Source organism: Streptomyces sp. NBC_01622 (assembly GCF_045209635.1).
Taxonomy (GTDB): domain Bacteria; phylum Actinomycetota; class Actinomycetes; order Streptomycetales; family Streptomycetaceae; genus Streptomyces.
In genome coordinates, this window is record NZ_CP109293.1 from 5391504 (window position 1) to 5411151 (window position 19648).

Consider the following 19648-nt stretch of genomic DNA (forward strand, 5'->3'; position numbering starts at 1 on the left):
GCCGGGGGATGCAGCACAGTGGGGAGAGCCTCTTGGGTGGGACGGGCGGGCGCGGGCCCGTCCGAAGTCGGGGACCAGTCTGGCAGTGTGGCGGACCGGGCCGATATTCGTCAGACGCCGGGGCCGCCGGTGGAGTTCCTCGGTCCGGTCAGTTCGACCCCTTCGGGTCGTTCGGAGGCTTCCCACCGGCCGCGAGTTCGAACTCGGCTCGCGGGTGTTCGAGTGAACCGAGGGAGACGATCTCCCGTTTGAAGAGCCCTGCCAGGGTCCATTCGGCGAGCACGCGGGCCTTGCGGTTGAAGGTGGGCACCCTGCTGAGGTGGTAGACGCGGTGCATGAACCAGGCAGGGTAGCCCTTCAGCTTCCGTCCGTAGACCTGCGCGACACCTTTGTGCAGCCCCAGGGAGGCGACCGAGCCGACGTACTTGTGGGCGTACGTCTCAAGGGGCTCGGCGCGCAGGGAGTGCGCGATGTTGTCGCCGAGGACCTTGGCCTGCCGGACCGCGTGCTGGGCGTTGGGGGCGGTGTCGGTGCCGGGCGCGTCGGCGGTCACGTCGGGGACGGCCGCCGCGTCTCCCGCGGCCCACGCGTGCGTGGCGCCCTCGATCGTCAGCTCGGCGGTGCACTTGAGGCGGCCGTGCGCGGTGCGCGGGAGGTCGGTGGCGGCGAGGACGGGGTGGGGTTTGACGCCGGCCGTCCACACGAGCGTGCGGGTGGGGAAGCGCTGGCCGTCGTCGAGTACGGCGACGCGGTCGGCGCAGGAGGCGAGGCGGGTCTCCAGGAGGACCTGGATGTTGCGCCTGCGGAGCTGGGTGACGGTGTAGATGCCCATCTCCTCGCCGACCTCGGGGAGGATGCGGTTCGAGGCCTCCACGAGGATCCACTTCATGTCGTCGGCCTGGACGTTGTGGTAGTAGCGCACGGCGTAGCGGGCCATGTCCTCCAGCTCGCCGAGCGCCTCGACGCCGGCGTAACCGCCTCCTACGAAGACGAAGGTCAGGGCCGCGTCGCGGATCGCGGGGTCGCGGGTGGAGGAGGCGATGTCCAGTTGCTCGATGACGTGGTTGCGCAGGCCGATGGCCTCCTCGACGGTCTTGAAGCCGATGCCGTGCTCGGCGAGACCGGGGATGGGGAGGGTGCGCGAGACGGAGCCGGGGGCCAGGACCAGTTCGTCGTACGACAGCTCTTCCGTGCCGGTGCCCTCCTCCTCGGTGGCGAGGGTGCTGAGGGTCGCGGTGCGCTTGCCGTGGTCGATGGCGGTGGCCTCGCCGATGACGACCCGGCACCGGTCGAGGACGCGGCGCAGCGGGACGACGACATGGCGGGGGGAGATCGAACCGGCGGCGGCCTCGGGGAGAAACGGCTGATACGTCATGTAAGGGTCGGGGGAGACGACGGTGATCTCGACCTGCCCGCGCCTGATTTCACGTTTCAACTTCTTCTGAAGGCGCAGGGCCGTGTACATCCCGACGTAGCCGCCACCGACAACGAGAATGCGCGCGCGTTCCTTCACCATCCCATGACGCACCCGGCGCAGGAGTTTGTCCACAGGCTCGACAAATTGTGTGACCGGCCGGGGAGGCCGCGCGCGGGCGCCGGAATTGCCGGAGTGCGGGGCAGGTGCGCAGGTCAGTGGGGGTGATCGGGGTGGTGTCGGGGGGCGCAATCGGGATGTATGCGACCCGTACTCCGATCGGGGGGCGCTCCGTGCGGAACCTGCCCCTTCTGAATTGACCCCCTCTCAACTATGTTCGTGTGTCGACGGGGTGAAGGGGGATGCGCTCAACGAGCCCGCGAGGAGCGTGGTTCGTGAACCGGGCTTGTCTCACGATGCTCCGGCTGCCAATGGCGGGGAGTCTCCGGGGGGAGACGTCATTAACCGGGGGAACGTGTATGCATATTCAGGACTCTCATTGGACATCCGCGTCTGCCGTCGCATCCGGCGCCGCGGTCGGTGCGACGGCGGGAAACGGACGCGGGGACAGCTCGCGCACGACGCCGTTGCGCGTGGACGCACAGCGCAATCTTGAGCACGTACTGCGGGCGGCGCGTGAGGTCTTCGGCGAGCTGGGCTACGGCGCGCCGATGGAGGACGTGGCGCGGCGCGCGCGGGTCGGGGTCGGCACGGTGTACCGGCGCTTCCCGAGCAAGGACGTCCTGGTGCGCCGGATAGCCGAGGAGGAGACCTCCCGGCTGACCGACCAGGCGCGTTCGGCGCTCGGTCAGGAGGACGAGCCGTGGTCGGCGCTCTCGCGCTTCCTGCGGACGTCGGTGGCCTCGGGCGCCGGGCGGCTGCTGCCGCCGCAGGTGCTGCGGGTGGGTGTCGCCGACGAGGGCGCCGAGGGCTCCCTGCTCGACGAGGCGCGGGTGCCGCAGCAGCGGACGCAGCCGGGCACGGGCGAGCTGCGGCTGGTGCCGGAGGAGTCGGCGGGGTCCCTGGGCTCGGTGGTCGACGACGCCGGGGCGGCGGCGCTGCTGGAGGTCGTGGGGCAGCTCGTGGACCGGGCGCGGGCGGCGGGTCAGCTGCGGGCGGACGTGTCGGTGTCGGACGTGCTGCTGGTGATCGCCACGGCGGCACCCTCGCTGCCCGACGCGGCACAGCAGGCGGCGGCCTCGGCGCGGCTGCTGGACATCCTGTTGGAGGGGCTGCGGTCGCGGCCCCTGTGAGGCCGGCTCTTCGGGGTCGGGAGGCCCGTTCGCGGGTGACTCGAATAGGTGACTGTGGTGCGTGGGCGCTGCGCCGCCCGCGCCCCGAGTGATGCCCGGGAGGTTAACGCTAGTACTGCGTTGCGGGAAGTCCCCACGGACGAGTGGATGGTCCGTACGGGGTCCTGAACAAAAGCCAATATGGCTACGCTGACCCGGTGTTCTGGACTGGTTGGGCAGGCGGCGGGGGCTTTCCGCGATGAGCGTTGACGGGCGGGACGAGTCACTGGGTGACGGTGACCCGGAGGCCGGTGGGCTGACCTCACCACAGGTGCCGAGCCAGGGCGGGCCCAGTGGCGTCCCCCAGGACGCCGATCCCGGCGAGGGCAGCGTCCCGGCGCAGCGCGAGGGCAGTGTCCTGCCGCCGCCGCTGAAGATGCCGATGGCCGACGCCTCGCTGATCGAGCGGATGCGCGCCGGTGACGACACGGCGTACGAGGAGCTGTTCCGGCGCCACGCGGACGCCGTGCGCCGCTACGCCCGCACCTGCTGCCGGGACGCACACACCGCCGACGACCTGACCGCCGAGGTCTTCGCCCGCATGCTCCAGGCGGTGCGCGGCGGCTCCGGGCCCGAGCACGCCGTACGCGCCTATCTGCTGACCTCCGTCCGGCGCGTCGCCGCGAACTTGACGAAGTCGGCCAAACGGGAGCAGCTCGTCGACGACTTCGCGGTGTTCGCCGCGCAGTCCGCGCGCGTGTCCGAGGTGTCCGAAGACGACACACTGGACCTGGGCGCCGATGTCCGGGCGATGCACGAGGCCGAGCAGTCGATGGCCATGCGGGCGTTCCGGTCGCTGCCCGAGCGGTGGCAGGCCGTGCTGTGGCACACCGAGGTCGAGGACGAGTCGCCGAGCGAGGTCGCCACGCTCTTCGGGCTCGACGCCAACGGCACGCGCGTGCTGGCCAGCCGGGCCCGCGAGGGCCTCAAGCAGGCCTATCTCCAGGCCCATGTCAGCGCCACCCTCACCGACGACGAGGACTGCGCGCGCTACGCCGACCAGCTCGGCACCTACGCCCGCCGCCGGCTGCGCACGCGTGCCGAGCGCGGGCTGCGCAAGCACCTGGAGGAGTGCGCCAAGTGCCGGCTGGCCGCGCTGCAGATCGAGGAGGTCGCCGGCGGGATCCCGGCGGTCGTCCCGGTCGCGGTCATCGGCTGGTTCGGCGCCGCCGGGTACGCCAAGGCGGTCGCGCTCATCGCGGGCGGCGCGGGAGCGGGCGCGGCCGGTGCAGCGGGCGCCGCCGCGGCGGCGGGCGGGAGTTCGTCCGGCGGGGCCGGTGCCGGGGGCGCGGCGGCCTCCGAGGGGCTCGGGGCGCCGGTGAAGGCGGGCATCGCGGCCGGTGTGGTCGCGGCGGGTGTGGTGGCGGCGGTGGCGTTCGCGCTGGCCAACCACGACAGCACGGCGAAGACACCCGAGGCCAAGCCGGCCCCCTCCTCCTCCCCCGTCGTCAAACCCGAGCCGCCGACACCCACGCCCCCGAACAAGCAACCCGCCCCGGAACCGGCGGTGTTGGCCCCCGAACCGACCCCCGCCCCCACCCCGAGCCCGACCCCGTCGCCCCCGCCCAAACCCAGGCCGACACCGACCCCGAAGGCCTCCCCGACGCCGACACCGACCCCCCGGCCCACGCCGACGCCGACACCGACCCCGACCCCGACGCCCCCGCCGGCACCGACCGTCTTCCAGGTGAGCGAGCTCTCCTACAACGTCAACGGCGACGGCACCGCCCCGGAGATCCGGCTCGGCGACAGCAGTTGGGTGTGGCAGCGCTACGGCGTCGCGATCGGCGGCACGCGCTACACCCACGGCATCACCGTGCACGGCCGCTCCTCCGTCACGATCGACCTCAACCGCCAGTGCGTCTCCTACGACGCGAGGGTCGGCGTCGACGACATGACGCTCGGGCTCGGCAGGGTCTACTTCTCGGTGTACGCCGACGGGATCCGGCTCTGGAACTCCGGGGAGATCGACGGCGGAGACCCCGCGGTGCCCGTCCATGTGAACCTCGCCGGGCGCAAGACCGTACGGCTGGTGGTCGAGCCGCGCAGTTCCTTCGACGACCTGGCACTCGCCGACTGGGCGGAGTCGAAGTTCACCTGCCAGTAGGGCCCGGCTCCGGGGAGGGCAGCTCGGTCAGCGCCTCGTCCACGGTGAGGGACTCGCCCCGGGCTCGCTCGGCGGCGTAGCGCTCGGCGCCCAGTGCGGCGCGGGCGGTCTCCTCGACGCGCTCGGTCCGCGCGCGCTCCGGCATGGGGCGCGGATGACCGCCGCGCAACCGGTCCGCCGCCGCGAACAGCCTTACGGTGCGCGGGAGTTCGCCGAGTTCGGCGAGGAGTGTCGCCGCTTGGTCGACCAGTGTCGCCGTGACCACCTCGGCGCAGCGCAGCTCCACCGCCTCGCGCAGGGCGGCGGCCATCGCCACCAGCCCGCGCGCGGGGCCGGACTCGGCCGCCGTGACCAGGGCGTCGACCGCGCCCAGCGCCGCCCGGAACTGGGGCGGCGGTGTGCCGCGCCCGCTCTCCTCACGGGCCTGTTCGCACAGCGCGCGGGCGTGGGCCACGTCCCCGTCCTCCAGGGCGATGTGCGCGCGCAGCAGCTGGATGAACGCGTGGGCGTCCGCGACCCCGTGCCGGTCGGAGGCCTCGGTCGCCTCGTCCAGGCCCGCGATCGCGCCCTCGCGGTCACCCGCGCGGAAGGCCAGTTCGGCGAGGCGGGCGATGAGGAACGGCGTCTCGGTGTGGGCGCCGACCTCGTGGGCGAGCGCGAGCGCCTCCTCGTAGGCCCCCTCGGCCTCCTCGAACCGGCCGCGGCTCATGGCGGCCTCGCCGACCGCGCTGGACACCTGGGCCCGGACCCAGCGGTCGCCGACGCGGCGGCAGAGTTCGCGCAGTTCCGCCAGGTCGTCGTCGACGCCCGCCATGCCGCCCGGGGAGTCGACGACCATGTGCGTGCGGAACATCATGATGACGGCGATCTCCCAATCCCCGCCGTACGCACGGGCGTTGGCGACCGCCACGTCCATGACGTCCCGGATGTCCATCGTGTCGCGCAGGAAGTAGGCGGTGAACGGCCACGCGAGCCCCGGCATACGGGCCGCGTCCGGGCCTCCGCCGGCGAAGAAGCCCTGCACCAGCGTGACGTACCGGCGCAGCCGCTCGTCCCGCAGGCCGTTCGGCAGGTGGTCCAGGGCTCCCGATTCGGCGCCCAGGAAGAGGTGCAGCATCCGGAGGTTCATGCGCTGGGTGTGCAGGGGGTGGTCGGTCTCCGAGTCCGGGGCCTCGAGGTAGGCCTCGAACGGGCCCGCAGTGTCCACCGGGGTGATGAGGCCGAGGACGCGTTCGGCCCAGTCGACGCCCTCGCGGCGGTAGTTGCGCAGCCACCAGAACCAGCCGACGGCGAGGGCCAGCGCACCCGCCTCCGCCTCCTCGCGCGCGGTGACGGTCCGGTCGAGGGCCGCGCGGATGTTGTCGAGCTCGGTCTCCAGGCGGGCGATCCACGGGAGTTGCTCCCAGGAGCGGAGCAGCGGCTCGGCCTCCTCGACGAGGGCGCGCACCCAGGCCCGGTGCCGGCGCTCGGCCGCCGTCCGCAGTGCCGGGGTCTCGGCGGCGCGCTCGACGGCGTACTCATGGATGGTCTCCAGCATGCGGTAGCGCATGCCGTCGGGTGCCTCCCCCGGGGTGGCCACGACCAGGGACTTGTCGACGAGGGCGCCGATCAGGTCCGCCGCGGGGCCGGTGCACACGCTCTCCGCCGCCGCGAGGTCCCAGCCGCCGGCGAACACGGAGACCTCGCGCAGCAGGGTCCGCTCGGGCTCGTCGAGCAGGTCCCAGGACCAGTCGACGACGGCCCGCAGGGTCTGCTGGCGGGGCAGAACAGTGCGGCTGCCGGAGGTGAGCAGGCGGAAGCGGTCGTCGAGGCGGTCGGCGATCTGGCGGGGGGTGAGCAACCGCAGCCGGGCGGCGGCGAGTTCGATGGCGAGGGGCAGGCCGTCGAGGCGCCGGCAGATCTCCGTGACCGCTTCGGTGTCCTGGAGCACGGCCTGCGCATCGGGGCGGACGGCGGCGGCGCGCTCCGCGAAGAGGCGGTGGGCCTGGTCCGGGACGAGGGGTTCGACCGGGCGCACCGACTCGCCGGGGACGCCCAGGGGTTCACGGCTGGTGGCGAGGATCGTGAGCCCCGGGCAGCGGGTCAGGAGGGTCTCGGCGAGGTCGGCCGCCGCGCCGATGACATGTTCGCAGTTGTCAAGAATCAGGAGTCGGCTGCGCGCCGCGCAGTACTCGATCAGCAGGGCGACGGGGTCGTCCTGCGGGACTACCAGCTCGGTGGTCATCAGTACGGTCTCGCGCAGACCGAGGGCACTGACCACCGCGCCCGGCACCGCCTCCGGCCGGTCGAGCCGGGCGAGCTCGACCAGCCACGCCTGCGGGAGCCCGGCGGCGGCTTCCTCGGCGAGACGGGTCTTTCCGGAGCCGCCCGGTCCGGTGAGCGTGACGAGGCGGGCCCTGTGCACTTCGGAACGGATGGCGGCGATCTCGGGTTCCCGGCCCACGAAAGAGGTAAGCCGTGGACGTAGGTTGCCGTCACGTTCGGACTGCCGGGCGGGGTGGTTGCCGTTCCGCTCGGACTGCGGGGCCGGACGGTCCGCAGACGGTGACTTGAGCAACTCGCCGTGCAGGGCCCGGAGTTCCGGCCCCGGGTCGGTGCCCAGGCCGTCGGCGAGGGCGCGCCGGGCGGTCTCGTAGGCGGCGAGGGCGTCTGCGCCCCGGCCCGAGTCGCGCAGGGCACGGATGAGGAGGGCGTGCAGCGGTTCGTCGTACGGGTGCGCCGCCGTCAGTTCCTTCAACTCCGGTACGGCGTCGGCGGCCCGGCCGAGCAGCAGGTCGGCCTCGACCCGCGCGCGGGTGGCCTCCTCGCGCAGCGCGTCCGGGCGGGCGGCGGCGGACCGGTCGGGGAGGTCCGCGAGGGCGGGCCCGCGCCACAGGGCGAGCGCCTCGCCGAGGTCGCGGGCGGCGGCGGTCGCCTCTCCCCGCTCGAGGGCGGCCGTGCCCTGGCGCACCAGCCGCTCGAAGACGAACAGGTCCACGTCGTCCCGGGTCGCCGCGAGCCGGTAACCGCCGGGCTCGGAGACGATCGCGTCCTTGCCGACGGTACGGCGCAGCCGGCCGACGAGGGCCTGGAGGGCGGCCGGGGCATCCTGGGGAGGTTCGTCGGCCCACACCTCGTCGATCAGGGTCCCGAAGGGGACGATCCGGCCCGGGTGCAGGGCGAGGGCGGCAAGCAGCGCGCGCAGCCGCGCACCGCCGAGCGCCACGACAGCGCCCCGCTCGTCCTCCGCCCGGGTACTGCCCAGGATTCCGTACCGCACCGGGCCATTGTCGCCGGGCACGAGGGCCAAGGTCACGGCGTTTGTGGGCGGGGCCCCGCAGTTGGGGCGGTTTGTGCCGGTGCGCTGTCTCCCGGCGCCGCGGATCGACACCCCTGACAGAACACGGACCCCCTCAGGCCACTCCCGCTCCCCCGCCGGAGGCCAACGCCCCCCGCTGCGGCCTGATCCCCGCCGGTACCGCACGCGCGCGTGCCGGTGTTCCCGTCCAGCAGGTGCCCCGGCGGGCCAGCAGACGGCCGAGCCACAGCTCCAGGGAGACCAGGTCCGCGAGGCCGTCCAGGGGCAGGGGTTCGCCCTGGGCCGCCGCGCGCAGCGCCTTGCGGACGACGCGGGCCTCCACCAGGCCGGCCTGGGCCAGCAGCGGTGTGTCGAAGAGGGCCATGAGGGAGTCCGCGGCGACCCGGAGTCCCGTGCGGGACGCGGCTGCCGCCGAGGCGTGGGAGGGGGCGCCCCAGCCGGGCGGGAGGTCGCCCACGCCGGCCCCCTCCAGGACCGTACGGAGGATGGCCGCGCGGGCCCCTGGCTGGACCCGTAGCGCCTCGGGGAGGGAACGGCAGGCGCGGACCACCTGGTTGTCGAGGAAGGGCGTGTGCAGGCGCTGGGAGCGGATCTCGGCGGCCTGCTCCAGGACGCGGAGGTCGGACGCGTGGCGGGCGAGGGCGGCACGCGCGCGGAAGTCGCCGGGGCGCTGTCCCGGGCCGACCCCCTGACGGCTGGGCGCCCCTTGCAGGCGAACCGATACTTCAGCTAGGGCCTCACCGGTCAGCCAACGCGCCGCGGGCCCCGGTCTGGCCCAGGTGAGCGCGGCGAGGGAGGCCCCGACGGCGCCGCCGGGCTCGTCGAAACGCTGGTTCATCAGCCGGTCGGCGAGGACCTCGAGCCCGGCGCCGTACGGGGTGCGGGCGAGCCGCCGGGCAGCGCCGTACACGCGTCCGGGGACCATCACCGAACCGTCCGCCTTCGCCAACGCGGCCACCGGGCGCACCAGATGACGCCGTTTGCGGTCCATGAGGAGGTCGGCCAGGCGGGCCGGGTGCGCGTCCAGGACCTGGCGGGCGCCGTACCCGGTGAAGTGGTCGGCGCTGCCCGCGGCGAGCCGGGCGCGGTGGCGGGCGGCGGTGATCAGGGAGGGGCCGGGTTCGTCGGTGAGGGGGCCGTCGAGTTCGGCGTACGGCAGGACCTCCTCGCCGCCGGTGACGACCACGTGGTGCAGGCGGGGGTTGGCCGCGAGGGTGCCCGCGCGCTCCACCTCGGACTCGCGGCCGCGGACGGCGAGGTCGTTGAACGTGACGGCGAGGAGCCGCTCGCCCGCGCCGGTGCCGTGCCCGAGGACCGTGCCGGGCGCTCCCGGCAGCCCGGCGGCGAGCAGGGCCAGCGTCCCGGAGGCGGGCCCCCCGGAGAGGTCGGCGCCGATCCCGGGGACGGGCATCCCGCGCGCGGCACGCCGTTCGGCGGGCCCCATGCCCGGTACCGGGCCCGGGTCGATGTCGGGAACGTGCCGGGGCGCGGACAGGCGCGCACGCACCGCCTCGACGAGTGCATCGCGTACGGCGTCCACCGCACTGTCGGGGTCGACGGGCGCGGCGGCGACGGCGAGGGAGGCGACCGGCTCGTACCCGGCGATCTCGCGCGCCCCGGCGCGCAGGATCAGCGCATGCCCCGGCGGAATGCGACGTACGCCGTCGTACGGCGTGGAGTCGTGCAGCGCGGCGGGCACATCCGGGGCCGCCAGCAGGGCCGCCAGGTGCCCGAAGTCGAGGTTGGCCTCGATGAGGTCGGCCAGCGGGAGCGCGGCCGTGGAGTAGGCCGTACCGCCGGCCCAGGGGGTGTAGAACACCGGCTTGGCGCCCGCGAGATCGCCGCAGACCATGGTGCGGCGGCCGACCTTGACGACCGCCGTGTAACTCCCCGACCAGGCCGTCAGATGCCGAAGTGCCCCTCCGCGCGCGGAGAACAGGCTCAGCCGCAGCTCCTCGTCGGACGCACCGCAGGTACCGAGGACCGCGATCCGGGTCTCCGCGTCGACCTTCACGACCCGCACCTCGTCGGGCCGCCAGTCGCCGACCGCCCAGAGCGGATCCGGGTCTCCCCACAGGAGTTGGGACCCCACCGGGTGGACCGTCTCACCGTCGAGTCCGGTCGCCCCCGCCGAACCGATCGCGGCGGCTCCAGCGGCGGTACTGCTCCATCCCACCAACCACCGCATCGACGCCTCCACAGGCTGTGGACAACCAGTGCACCGCACGAACTGGGCACCATGCTGCCATGAAGGACGCCTTCCGGAGGGCCGGAGAAGCCGCTTGAGATCGCGTGAAGACGCCCTGGACGAGGGACAACCGGACAAGGACGACCCTACGTCCGCGACGCGAATGCGCCCCCGATACGCTCCCCCAAAACCCCTAACGCGCCCTCAACTCCCGTGGTAGGAGCGGTATTCGGCACCGAGAGGCGGGGGCGATTTTCGGCCAAATCGGTGTTACGAGCACAGGCTCGCGCACGCTCCGTACATGCCGTGCGCACCGCTTCGTACCGCGCACAGTCCGGGAGGCGGAGTACGCCTCCCGGACCGGTCCGCCGCCCGCGGGGATGTAGGCGGCGGTGTCCCCCAGCCCACTGGATCCAGTACAGCGGGCCGACCCACGCACAATCCATCGAAGCGCTCCCGCGATGGCCGGAGAAGAGCGCACACACGGGCGCACGGCCACACGGCGGGGGCACGTCGCAACCCTCCGTGCAAAGCCCGCACTCGCGTACGGACCACAATCCCGCCATCCGGAACAATGCCCCTTAACGCTTGGGATGCGGCGAACTACGCTGGGTTTACGAATGCCGCATGGTTATGCCAGCGCGGCAGCCGTCTGTGTCGAGGGGTGGCGCATGTCCAGGGAGCAACGCGGGCCGAACGAAAAACTCGGCACCGTTCTCGCCCTCGCGGGAATCAGCAACGCAGGACTCGCGCGTCGCGTCAACGATCTTGGCGCTCAACGCGGGTTGACACTTCGCTACGACAAGACGTCGGTGGCGCGCTGGGTGTCGAAGGGAATGGTGCCCCAGGGCGCCGCCCCGCACCTCATCGCGGCCGCCATCGGCCAGAAGCTCGGCCGCCCGGTGCCGCTCCACGAGATCGGCCTGGCGGACGCGGATCCCGCGCCGGAAGTGGGCCTCGCATTCCCCCGGGACGTCGGTCAAGCCGTGCGTTCCGCAACGGAGTTGTACCGCCTCGACCTCGCCGGCCGCCGGGCCGGCTCCGGCGGCATCTGGCAGTCCCTCGCCGGGTCGTTCGCAGTCAGCGCATACGCAACGCCCGCCTCACGCTGGCTGATAACCCCGGCCGACAGTTCGGTGGCGCGCGAGGCCAACTCCGCGGAGGGCTCCGGGGCGCCGCTGAAAGTCGGCCACAGCGATGTGCAGAAGCTGCGGGAGGCCGCGGAGGACGCCAGGCGCTGGGACTCCAAGTACGGGGGCGGCGACTGGCGTTCGTCGATGGTGCCGGAGTGTCTGCGGGTGGAGGCGGCACCGCTGCTGCTCGGCTCGTACTCCGACGAGGTCGGCAGAGCGCTCTTCGGCGCGAGCGCCGAACTCACCCGGCTCGCCGGGTGGATGGCCTTCGACACCGGGCAGCAGGAGGCGGCGCAGCGGTACTACATCCAGGCGCTGCGGCTCGCCCGCGCGGCGGCGGACGTGCCGCTCGGCGGCTACGTACTGGCGTCGATGTCGCTGCAGGCGACCTACCGGGGATTCGGCGACGAGGGTGTCGATCTCGCGCAGGCCGCGCTTGAGCGCAACCGGGGGCTTGCGACTGCCCGCACGATGAGCTTCTTCCGGCTTGTCGAGGCGCGGTCCCACGCGAAGGCGGGGGACGCCCAGGCTGCCGGAGCGGCGCTGAAGGCTGCCGAGGGGTGGCTTGAGCGGTCCCGGGAGGGTGACAACGATCCGTCCTGGCTGGGGTTCTACGGCTACGACCGGTTCGCGGCGGATGCGGCGGAGTGCTACCGGGATCTGAAGGCGCCTCGGCAGGTGCGGAGGTTCACGGAGCAGGCGTTGTCCAAGCCGACGGAGGAGTTCGTGCGGTCGCACGGGCTCCGGCTGGTGGTTTCCGCGGTTGCCGAGTTGGAGTCGGGGAATCTTGACGCGGCTTGTGAGCAGGGGGTGCGGGCGGTGGAGGTCGCTGGGCGCATCTCGTCGGCCCGTACGACCGAGTACGTGAAGGATCTTCTTCACCGGCTGGAGCCCTATGGGGACGAGCCGCGAGTTGTTGAGCTGCGGGAGAGGGCTCGGCCGTTGTTGATGGCGCCCGCCTAGGGATTTGCCTGGCTTGTGTGGTCTTGCGAGTGCGGGTCCGCTGTGGCTGGTCGCGCCCGCGCGGCGGAGCCGCAGATGTCACAGCCCCGCGCCCCTTGGTTGGCATGCCCTCCCCGGGTTTGAAGGCACTGTCAGTGGCGCAGTGCACTATCGAAGCCGGGAGGTGGTGCGCGGTGGTCGGGTACGACTGTGATGTGCTCGTGGTCGGGGGTGGGATCGTCGGGCTGTCGGTCGCCTATGCGATCGGCCATGCCGCGCCGGGGACGCGGGTGACAGTGCTGGAGAAGGAGGCGGGGCCCGCCCGGCATCAGACGGGGCGGAACAGCGGGGTGATCCACAGCGGGATCTACTACCGGCCCGGCTCGCTCAAGGCGCGGTATGCCGTGGGCGGCGCCGCCGAGATGGTCAAGTTCTGTGCGGAGTACGGCATTCCGCACGCCGTCACCGGCAAGCTGATCGTCGCCACGGAGCGCGCCGAGCTGCCCCGCCTGCACGCGCTCGTGCAGCGCGGCCGGGAGAACGGCATCCCGGTGCGGGAGCTCGGCGGGTCCCAGATCGCCGAGTACGAACCGGAGGTGCGCGGCCTCGCCGCCATAGAGGTCGCGACGACCGGGATCTGTGACTACGTCGCGGTCGCCCGGCACCTGGCCGAGGCCTCCGGCGCGGAGATCCGCTACGGCGCGCGCGTCGCCCATGTCGACCGGCGCCCGGAGCGCGGGGTCGCCGTCCGGACTGCGGACGGTGCCGGGGGCGGTGACGTCGTCCGCGCGCGCGTGCTGGTGAACTGCGCCGGCCTGCAGTGCGACGAGGTGGCCCGGCTGACCGGCGACGACCCGGAGATGCGGATCGTGCCGTTCCGCGGCGAGTACTACACGCTGACGCGGCCCGAGCTGGTGCGCGGTCTGGTGTATCCGGTGCCGGACCCGGCGTTCCCGTTCCTCGGTGTGCACCTCACGCGCGGCATCGACGGAAGCGTGCACGTGGGGCCGAACGCGGTGCCGGCGCTGGCCCGCGAGGGCTACGGCTGGGGTGTCGTACGCCCCCGGGAGATCGCGACCACGGCGGCCTGGCCCGGGGTGTGGCGGATGGCGCGGCAGCACTGGAGGTACGGGGTGGGGGAGCTGCGGCGGTCGGTGTCCAAGAGCGCGTTCACCAGCGCCGTACAACGACTCCTCCCCGCAGTGACACCCGACGACCTCACTCCTTCGGCAGCCGGAGTACGCGCCCAGGCCGTCCTCCGGGACGGCACCCTCGTAGACGACTTCCTGATCAAGGAGGGCCCGCGCGCGGTGCACGTCCTCAACGCCCCGAGCCCTGCGGCGACCGCGTCCCTGCCGATCGGAAGAGAGGTGGCCCGGCGGGCGCTGGCCGTGCTGGGCCAGGAGAAACGCCTCCCACTTGAAACCCCGCGAAGGGCAACCCCGTAGGGGGCGCGGGGCTGTGACATGTGCGGCTCCGCCGCGCGGGCGCGACCAGCCACAGCGCACCCGCACACGCGAGACGGCACAGGCCACGCAGACGACTGGGCGGGCTCCGCCCAACAACGCCCTCCCGTAAAATCGACGCATTGTGACTGACTCCCCCAACACCCGAGCCAAAGGCGAGCCCCGTTTCCCCGACGGCCCCAAGCCCGACCCCGCCGGCTCCCACTTCGAACGCCGCATCCGAAGTTTCCAGCCACGCAGGAGCCGGGTAACCGCAGGCCAAGCGGACGCGCTAACGCGGTTGTGGCCCAAGTGGGGGCTGGACATCGACGGGCAGCGGGTCGTCGATTTCGGGGAGCTGTTCGGGAACGACAACCCGGTCGTGCTGGAGATCGGCTTCGGGATGGGCGAGGCGACCGCGCAGATGGCCGCCGCGGACCCGGCGACGAACATCCTCGCCGCCGATGTGCACACCCCGGGCCAGGGGAATCTGCTGAGCCTCGCCGACCACCACGGGCTCTCCAACGTCCGGGTCGCCAACGGGGACGCGATCATCCTGCTGCGCGAGATGCTCGCCCCGGACTCGCTCGACGGGCTGCGCGTCTACTTCCCCGACCCCTGGCCGAAGAAGCGGCACCACAAACGGCGGCTGATCCAGGAGGAGTTCCTGACGCTGGCCGCGTCCCGTCTCAAGCCCGGCGCGACCGTGCACTGTGCGACGGACTGGGAGCCGTACGCGGAGCAGATGCTCGAAGTGCTCGGCGCGCACCCGGACTTCGAGAACAGCCAACCCGACGGTGATTTCGCGCCTCGTCCGGACTTCCGGCCGCTGACCCGTTTCGAGGGGCAGGGACTGGACAAGGGACATGTCGTGAACGATCTGCTGTTCCGTCGCGTACCCCACGACGACCAGCGCTGACGCCAGGCTCCCTCGCGGGCCGTGCCCTTACCTCGTTAGGGTCGATGCCGTGGCCACGTTTTCGCCGTACCCCCCACACCCCGGCCACCCGGCCGGTGGTGTGCCCGGCCAGGTGCCGCGCGGGCGCTGGTGGCACCGGAACGGGGTCCGTTACGGCGCGCTGATCACCCTGCTCGCGCTCTCCGGGCTCGTCATCCTCGCCCTCGTCCGCCAACAGACCGGCACGGAAGGGTTCTTGGTGGGTCTCGGGCTCGCCGTACTGCCCGTGCCGCTGCTCGTCGCCGCGTTCCGCTGGCTGGACCGGGTCGACCCCGGCCCCTGGCGCAACCTGCTGTTCTCCTTCGCCTGGGGCGCCTGCGCCGCCGCGCTGATAGCGATCGTCGCCAACAGCTTCGCCACCAGATGGATAGCGACCGCGACCGCCGACCCGACCAGCGCGGACACCCTCGGCGCGACGGTGATAGCCCCGATCGTGGAGGAGTCGGCGAAGGCGGCGGCCGTCCTGCTCGTCTTCCTGTTCCGCAGACGGGACTTCACCGGGATCGTCGACGGGGTGGTGATAGCCGGGGTCACCGCCACCGGCTTCGCGTTCACCGAGAACATCCTCTACCTCGGCACCGCCTTCGGCACCGACCAGCTCACCGGCGACCGCGGCTTCACCTCCGTCACCGCGGCGACCTTCTTCGTACGCATCGTCATGTCCCCGTTCGCGCACCCCCTGTTCACCGTCCTCACCGGCATCGGCTTCGGCATCGCCGCGCTCTCCCCCGACCGGCAGCACGTCCGGCGCGTCCTGGTACCGCTGACCGGACTGCTCCTCGCGATGGGCATGCACGCGGTCTGGAACGGCTCCTCGACGTTCGGCCAGTACGGCTTCTTCGAGGTCTACGGCCTGTTCATGGTGCCCGCGCTCGGCCTGCTGACCTGGCTCGCGGTCTGGACCCGGCAGCGCGAACTGCGCGCCGTGCGCGAGGAGTTGCCCGTGTACGTCCTCGCGGGCTGGCTGACCCCCGTCGAACCGTTCGTGCTCGGCTCGATGAGGGCCCGCAGGCTGGCCCGCGACTACGCCGGCCACCACCTGGGCCGTCCCGCGGCCCGCTCGGTGGCCCGCTACGAGGCCTGCGCGACCTCCCTGGCGTTCCTGCGCCACCGGGCCGCGCGGGGCCGCGCCGGCGCCGACTTCGCCGTACGGGAAAGGGAGTTGCTGCACGAGCTGTGGCAGCGGCGGGAGGTGGCGCGGCCCGCGCTGGAGTACGCGGCGCGGCGGATCGCGCCACCGGTGCCGGTGGTGGTGCCGCCGTGGCCGGTGTACGGGGTGTACGGGAACACGGCCGCGCCGTATGTCGCGTACAACCCGTACCGGTCCTGACGACCCTCAGGCGGAGGCCTGTGTCAGCTGCTCGATCTCGGCGTCCGCGAGGGCCAGTTCGGCCACGGCGAGCAGGTCGGGCAGCTGCTCGACGCTCCTGGCGGAGGCGATCGGTGCGGCGACCGTGGGCTGGGCGGCGAGCCAGGCGAGGGCGACCGTCGCGACCGAGGCGTCGTGGGCCTGGGCGATCTCGTCCAGGGCGGTCAGCACCTTCTGGCCGCGCTCCGATTCGAGGTACTGCGCGGCGCGCCCGGCCCGCGGGCTGTCCACGGCCGTACCGGGCCGGTACTTGCCTGTGAGGAAGCCGGCCGCGAGGGCGAAGTAGGGGAGCGCGGCCAGGCCGTTGCGCTCGGCCACGTCCCGCAGTTCGCCCTCGTAGGTGTCGCGGGAGACGAGGTTGTAGTGCGGCTGGATCGCGACGTAGCGGGCCAGGCCCTCGCGGTCGGAGAAGTCGAGGGAGGCCTGAAGGCGCTCGGGCGAGATGTTGGAGGCGGCGATGTGCCGCACCTTGCCCGCCTTCACCAGCTCGTCCAGCGCGCCGATGATCTCCTCGACCGGCACCTCGACCTGGTCGAAGTGGGTGTAGTAGAGGTCGATGTGGTCGGTGTCCAGGCGGCGCAGGGAGGCGTCGGCGGCGACCCTGATGTTGGCGGCGGACAGGCCCGGGAAGTCGGGGTGCTGGCTGACCTTGGTGGCGATGACGACGTCGGAGCGGTTGCCGCGGGCCTTGACCCACTTGCCGATGACGGTCTCGGACTCGCCGCCCTGGTTGCCCGGGGCGAACGCCGAGTAGGAGTCGGCGGTGTCGACGAAGTTGCCGCCCGCGGCGGCATAGGCGTCGAGCACGGCGAAGGAGGTCGCCTCGTCGGCGGTCCAGCCGAACACGTTGCCGCCGAGGTTGAGCGGGAAGATCTCGAGGTCGGACCGGCCCAGCTTGCGAAGAGAAGTCATGCTCTACGCCAACAGCCGGACCGGAACCGGATATTCCAGCGGGTTCCCCAGGGGCCTCAGGGGTTGAGGCCCTTGCTGCGCAGCCAGGGTGCCGGGTCGCTGGCGGTGGCCGCGCCGTTGATGTGTACCTCAAGGTGGAGGTGCGGCCCGGTCACGTTGCCGGTGGCGCCCACGCGGCCGATGACGTCACCGGTGGCGACCTTCTGGCCGACGCTGACGTTGATCGAGGACTGGTGGCAGAACCACAGCTCGGTGCCGTCGTCGAGGGTGATGATCGTGCGGTAGCCGTAGGACCCGGCCCAGCCGGCCTCGGTGACCGTGCCGCTGTGGATGGCCTTGATCAGCGTGCCGGTGGGCGCGGCGAAGTCGAGTCCGGTGTGGTAGCCGGAGGACCACATGGAACCGGCCTGGCCGAAGGTGCCGGTGATCGTGTACGAGGCGACCGGCAGCGTGTACTGCTTGGCCAGCGCGGCGAGCTTCGCGGCCTCGGCCTTCTTCTTGGCGGCGGCCTCCGTGGCCTTCTTGGCGTCCGCGGCCCTCTGCGCGGCGTCCTTCTCGGCCTTCGCGGCGGCGGCGTCGACCTGCTTGGCGACGGCTGCCTCGGCGGCGGCCTGGGACTTGCCGTCGACTTGGAGCTGCTGCAGCTCGGCCTGCTCCATGATCCGGTTGCGCAGCAGTTCGCCCGCGTCCGAGGTGCCCTTGGCGGTCTCGGTGGTGGTCACGCCGACGCTGCTGAGCGCGGTCGCGGAACCCTTGGGGGTGCTGGCGGAGTCGTCCAGCAGATGGCCCACGGAGGGCAGGTCGGGCAGGGAGATCGAGACGGGCGGCTTGCCGGTGTTGGCGCTGGCCATCCCGCCGGCGCTCACGGCGGCTATGACACCGACGCCCAGGACGGTGGAGCTGCGGGCGAATCCCCCGCCACCACGCTGCTTGGCGACACGGTGCTTGCCGCGGTTGGGAGGAACGGACTCCGCGCTGGGGTTCCACTCCTCCCAGGGGCCCTCGTCGGGGCGGAACCCGCCGTAGACGAACGGGGCTTCTGGGGCAGCCTGGTTGGACGCCACGTGGGCGTGCTCCTTTCCTTCCTTCTCGCCTACCGGGTTAGCTGACGGGTTCGGAGCAGGAAGGTCTCCTACGCGCGTAAACCGGTCGTGTTCCCACGACTGTCGACGTGCGATTCACCCCAAGTGGTGGTTCCCCGGTTCCCTTGCGGGATTCGGCGCGTGCGCACGGAGCTGTCTCTTGTGACGGCTGGGACGACCGTGCTGCGTTATCGAACGTTAATAGACACGGGCGCCCGTTTCCAAGCCCGTTCGCTTGATCATTAACCTTTCCTTGCTGGACGAAGAGCCCATGACCGGCGAAAAACGGGTGAGTTGACCTGTCATGGACGGCGTACGGCGATCATCGCCATGTCGTCCGTCATCCCGCCCCCGGCATACCGGCGCACCTCCTTGGCCAGGATGCCGAGCAGCGCTTCGGGGCTGCGGAGGGTCCGCCCGGACAGCCGCTCCCCGGGGTCGTAGAACACGCCGTGGCAGTCGCGGGCCTCGGACAGGCCGTCGGTGTAGAGGAGCAGTGTGGCGCCGCCGGGGAACGCGAACTCCTCGGCCCGGTCGGGCCAGAACCCCAACTCCCCTATTCCCAGCGGCAGTGCGGGCTCCTTGACGAGCAGGGTGTCCACGGTGCCGTCCGCGTGCAGGAGCAGCGGCGGCGGGTGACCGCGGTCGACGATCCGTACGACGCCGTCGCCGTGCGGGAGTTCGGCGAGGACGGCCGTGGTGAACCCCTCGAACGCGTCGAGCCCGTCGCGCCGGGTGCCCTCGCGCGCCAGCGCCCGCTCCAGCCGCTGTGCGACCGCCTCCAGTGTGGCCTCCTGCTCGGCGGCCTCCCGGAACGCCCCGATCACCACGGCTACGGCGGCGACCGCGCCCATGCCCTTCCCGCGTACGTCGCCGACGACCAGCCGTACGCCGTGCGGAGTGTCCTGCACGGCGTACAGGTCGCCGCCGATGAACGCGCCCTCCTGCGCCGCCTCGTACCGTGCCGCGATCTCGAACCCGCCGATCCGCTCGGCCGGTTCGGGCAGTACGGCGCGCTGGGCGGCCTCGGCGATCTCGCGCACGGAGGCGAGCTGTTCGCTGCTGCGGCGGACGAGGGCGTTGATGAGGACGGCCAGGACGGCGACCGTCGCCACGGTGGCCACCTCGGTGACCGCGTCGATGCGCAGGAGGATGCCGAGCCTGAGGTGGATCGCGAGGACGACGGCGAGCGAGGCGAGCCCGGTGAGCACGGTGCCGCGCCGGGAGTAGAGCGGGGCGGCGACGAGCGGGGCGGCGGTCAAGAACGGGGCCGCGGTGAAGTCCCGCGGGGTGAGGTAGTCGTAGAACGCCCCGACGATCAGCAGTAGCGCGGGCAGTCGGCGGACAAGGGCGAGGACGCGGGGGATCCGCCGTCCCTCGTCGGGGCCGAGGCCGGGGTCGGGCACGGGGTCGCCGGGCAGGCGCCCGCCGGCTCGCACATACGGACCCTCCTCCTCCACGCGTCCAGTTTTTCCTGGCCCGGGGAGGGCGGCGAGCGGGGTGGGCCG

General features: G+C 72.5%; 12 protein-coding genes and 1 riboswitch. Of the genes, 6 read left to right on the forward strand and 6 right to left on the reverse strand.

Annotated features, from left to right (window positions below):
• Positions 1-148 precede the first annotated feature (148 nt).
• Positions 149-1516, reverse strand: coding sequence for an NAD(P)/FAD-dependent oxidoreductase (locus tag OH768_RS24530; protein WP_406456950.1), 1368 nt, complete (start codon positions 1514-1516; stop codon positions 149-151).
• Positions 1517-1893: 377 nt separating this feature from the next.
• Between OH768_RS24530 and OH768_RS24535 the strand changes: the two genes are divergently transcribed.
• Complete coding sequence (locus tag OH768_RS24535; RefSeq protein WP_406456952.1) at positions 1894-2667, forward strand: TetR/AcrR family transcriptional regulator; 774 nt, start codon at positions 1894-1896, stop codon at positions 2665-2667.
• A gap of 238 nt (positions 2668-2905) precedes the next feature.
• Positions 2906-4813, forward strand: coding sequence for a sigma-70 family RNA polymerase sigma factor (locus OH768_RS24540; RefSeq protein ID WP_406456954.1), 1908 nt, complete (start codon positions 2906-2908; stop codon positions 4811-4813).
• Here the strand turns inward: OH768_RS24540 and OH768_RS24545 are convergent.
• Complete coding sequence (locus OH768_RS24545) at positions 4800-8072, reverse strand: BTAD domain-containing putative transcriptional regulator (RefSeq protein WP_406456956.1); 3273 nt, start codon at positions 8070-8072, stop codon at positions 4800-4802. The genes OH768_RS24540 and OH768_RS24545 overlap by 14 nt on opposite strands.
• Positions 8073-8205: 133 nt before the next feature.
• Positions 8206-10299, reverse strand: coding sequence for an asparagine synthase-related protein (locus tag OH768_RS24550; RefSeq protein WP_406456958.1), 2094 nt, complete (start codon positions 10297-10299; stop codon positions 8206-8208).
• Between the two features lie 671 nt (positions 10300-10970).
• Here OH768_RS24550 and OH768_RS24555 point away from each other — a divergent pair.
• The 4 genes from OH768_RS24555 to OH768_RS24570 all read left to right on the forward strand — a co-directional run bounded on the left by OH768_RS24555 (position 10971) and on the right by OH768_RS24570 (position 16107).
• Positions 10971-12395, forward strand: coding sequence for an MFS transporter (locus OH768_RS24555; protein WP_200715240.1), 1425 nt, complete (start codon positions 10971-10973; stop codon positions 12393-12395).
• A gap of 173 nt (positions 12396-12568) precedes the next feature.
• On the forward strand, positions 12569-13822 hold the full coding sequence (lhgO, locus tag OH768_RS24560; RefSeq protein WP_406456960.1) for an L-2-hydroxyglutarate oxidase: 1254 nt from the start codon (positions 12569-12571) through the stop codon (positions 13820-13822).
• A gap of 142 nt (positions 13823-13964) precedes the next feature.
• Positions 13965-14738, forward strand: a complete 774-nt coding sequence (trmB, locus tag OH768_RS24565; RefSeq protein ID WP_406456962.1) for a tRNA (guanosine(46)-N7)-methyltransferase TrmB — start codon at positions 13965-13967, stop codon at positions 14736-14738.
• Between the two features lie 49 nt (positions 14739-14787).
• A complete protein-coding gene (locus OH768_RS24570) occupies positions 14788-16107 on the forward strand; it encodes a PrsW family glutamic-type intramembrane protease (RefSeq protein WP_406456964.1) in 1320 nt (439 codons plus the stop codon).
• A 6-nt stretch (positions 16108-16113) separates the two neighbouring features.
• Here OH768_RS24570 and OH768_RS24575 read toward each other — a convergent pair whose 3' ends face one another.
• The 3 genes from OH768_RS24575 to OH768_RS24585 all read right to left on the reverse strand — a co-directional run bounded on the left by OH768_RS24575 (position 16114) and on the right by OH768_RS24585 (position 19600).
• Positions 16114-17058, reverse strand: a complete 945-nt coding sequence (locus OH768_RS24575; RefSeq protein WP_406456966.1) for an aldo/keto reductase — start codon at positions 17056-17058, stop codon at positions 16114-16116.
• A gap of 56 nt (positions 17059-17114) precedes the next feature.
• Complete coding sequence (locus OH768_RS24580) at positions 17115-18122, reverse strand: M23 family metallopeptidase (RefSeq protein ID WP_406456968.1); 1008 nt, start codon at positions 18120-18122, stop codon at positions 17115-17117.
• 11 nt (positions 18123-18133) lie between these two features.
• Positions 18134-18290, reverse strand: a riboswitch (cyclic di-AMP (ydaO/yuaA leader).
• Between the two features lie 152 nt (positions 18291-18442).
• Positions 18443-19600 (reverse strand): PP2C family protein-serine/threonine phosphatase, encoded by a 1158-nt coding sequence (locus OH768_RS24585; protein WP_406456970.1) that lies wholly within the window; start codon positions 19598-19600, stop codon positions 18443-18445.
• Positions 19601-19648 lie beyond the last annotated feature (48 nt).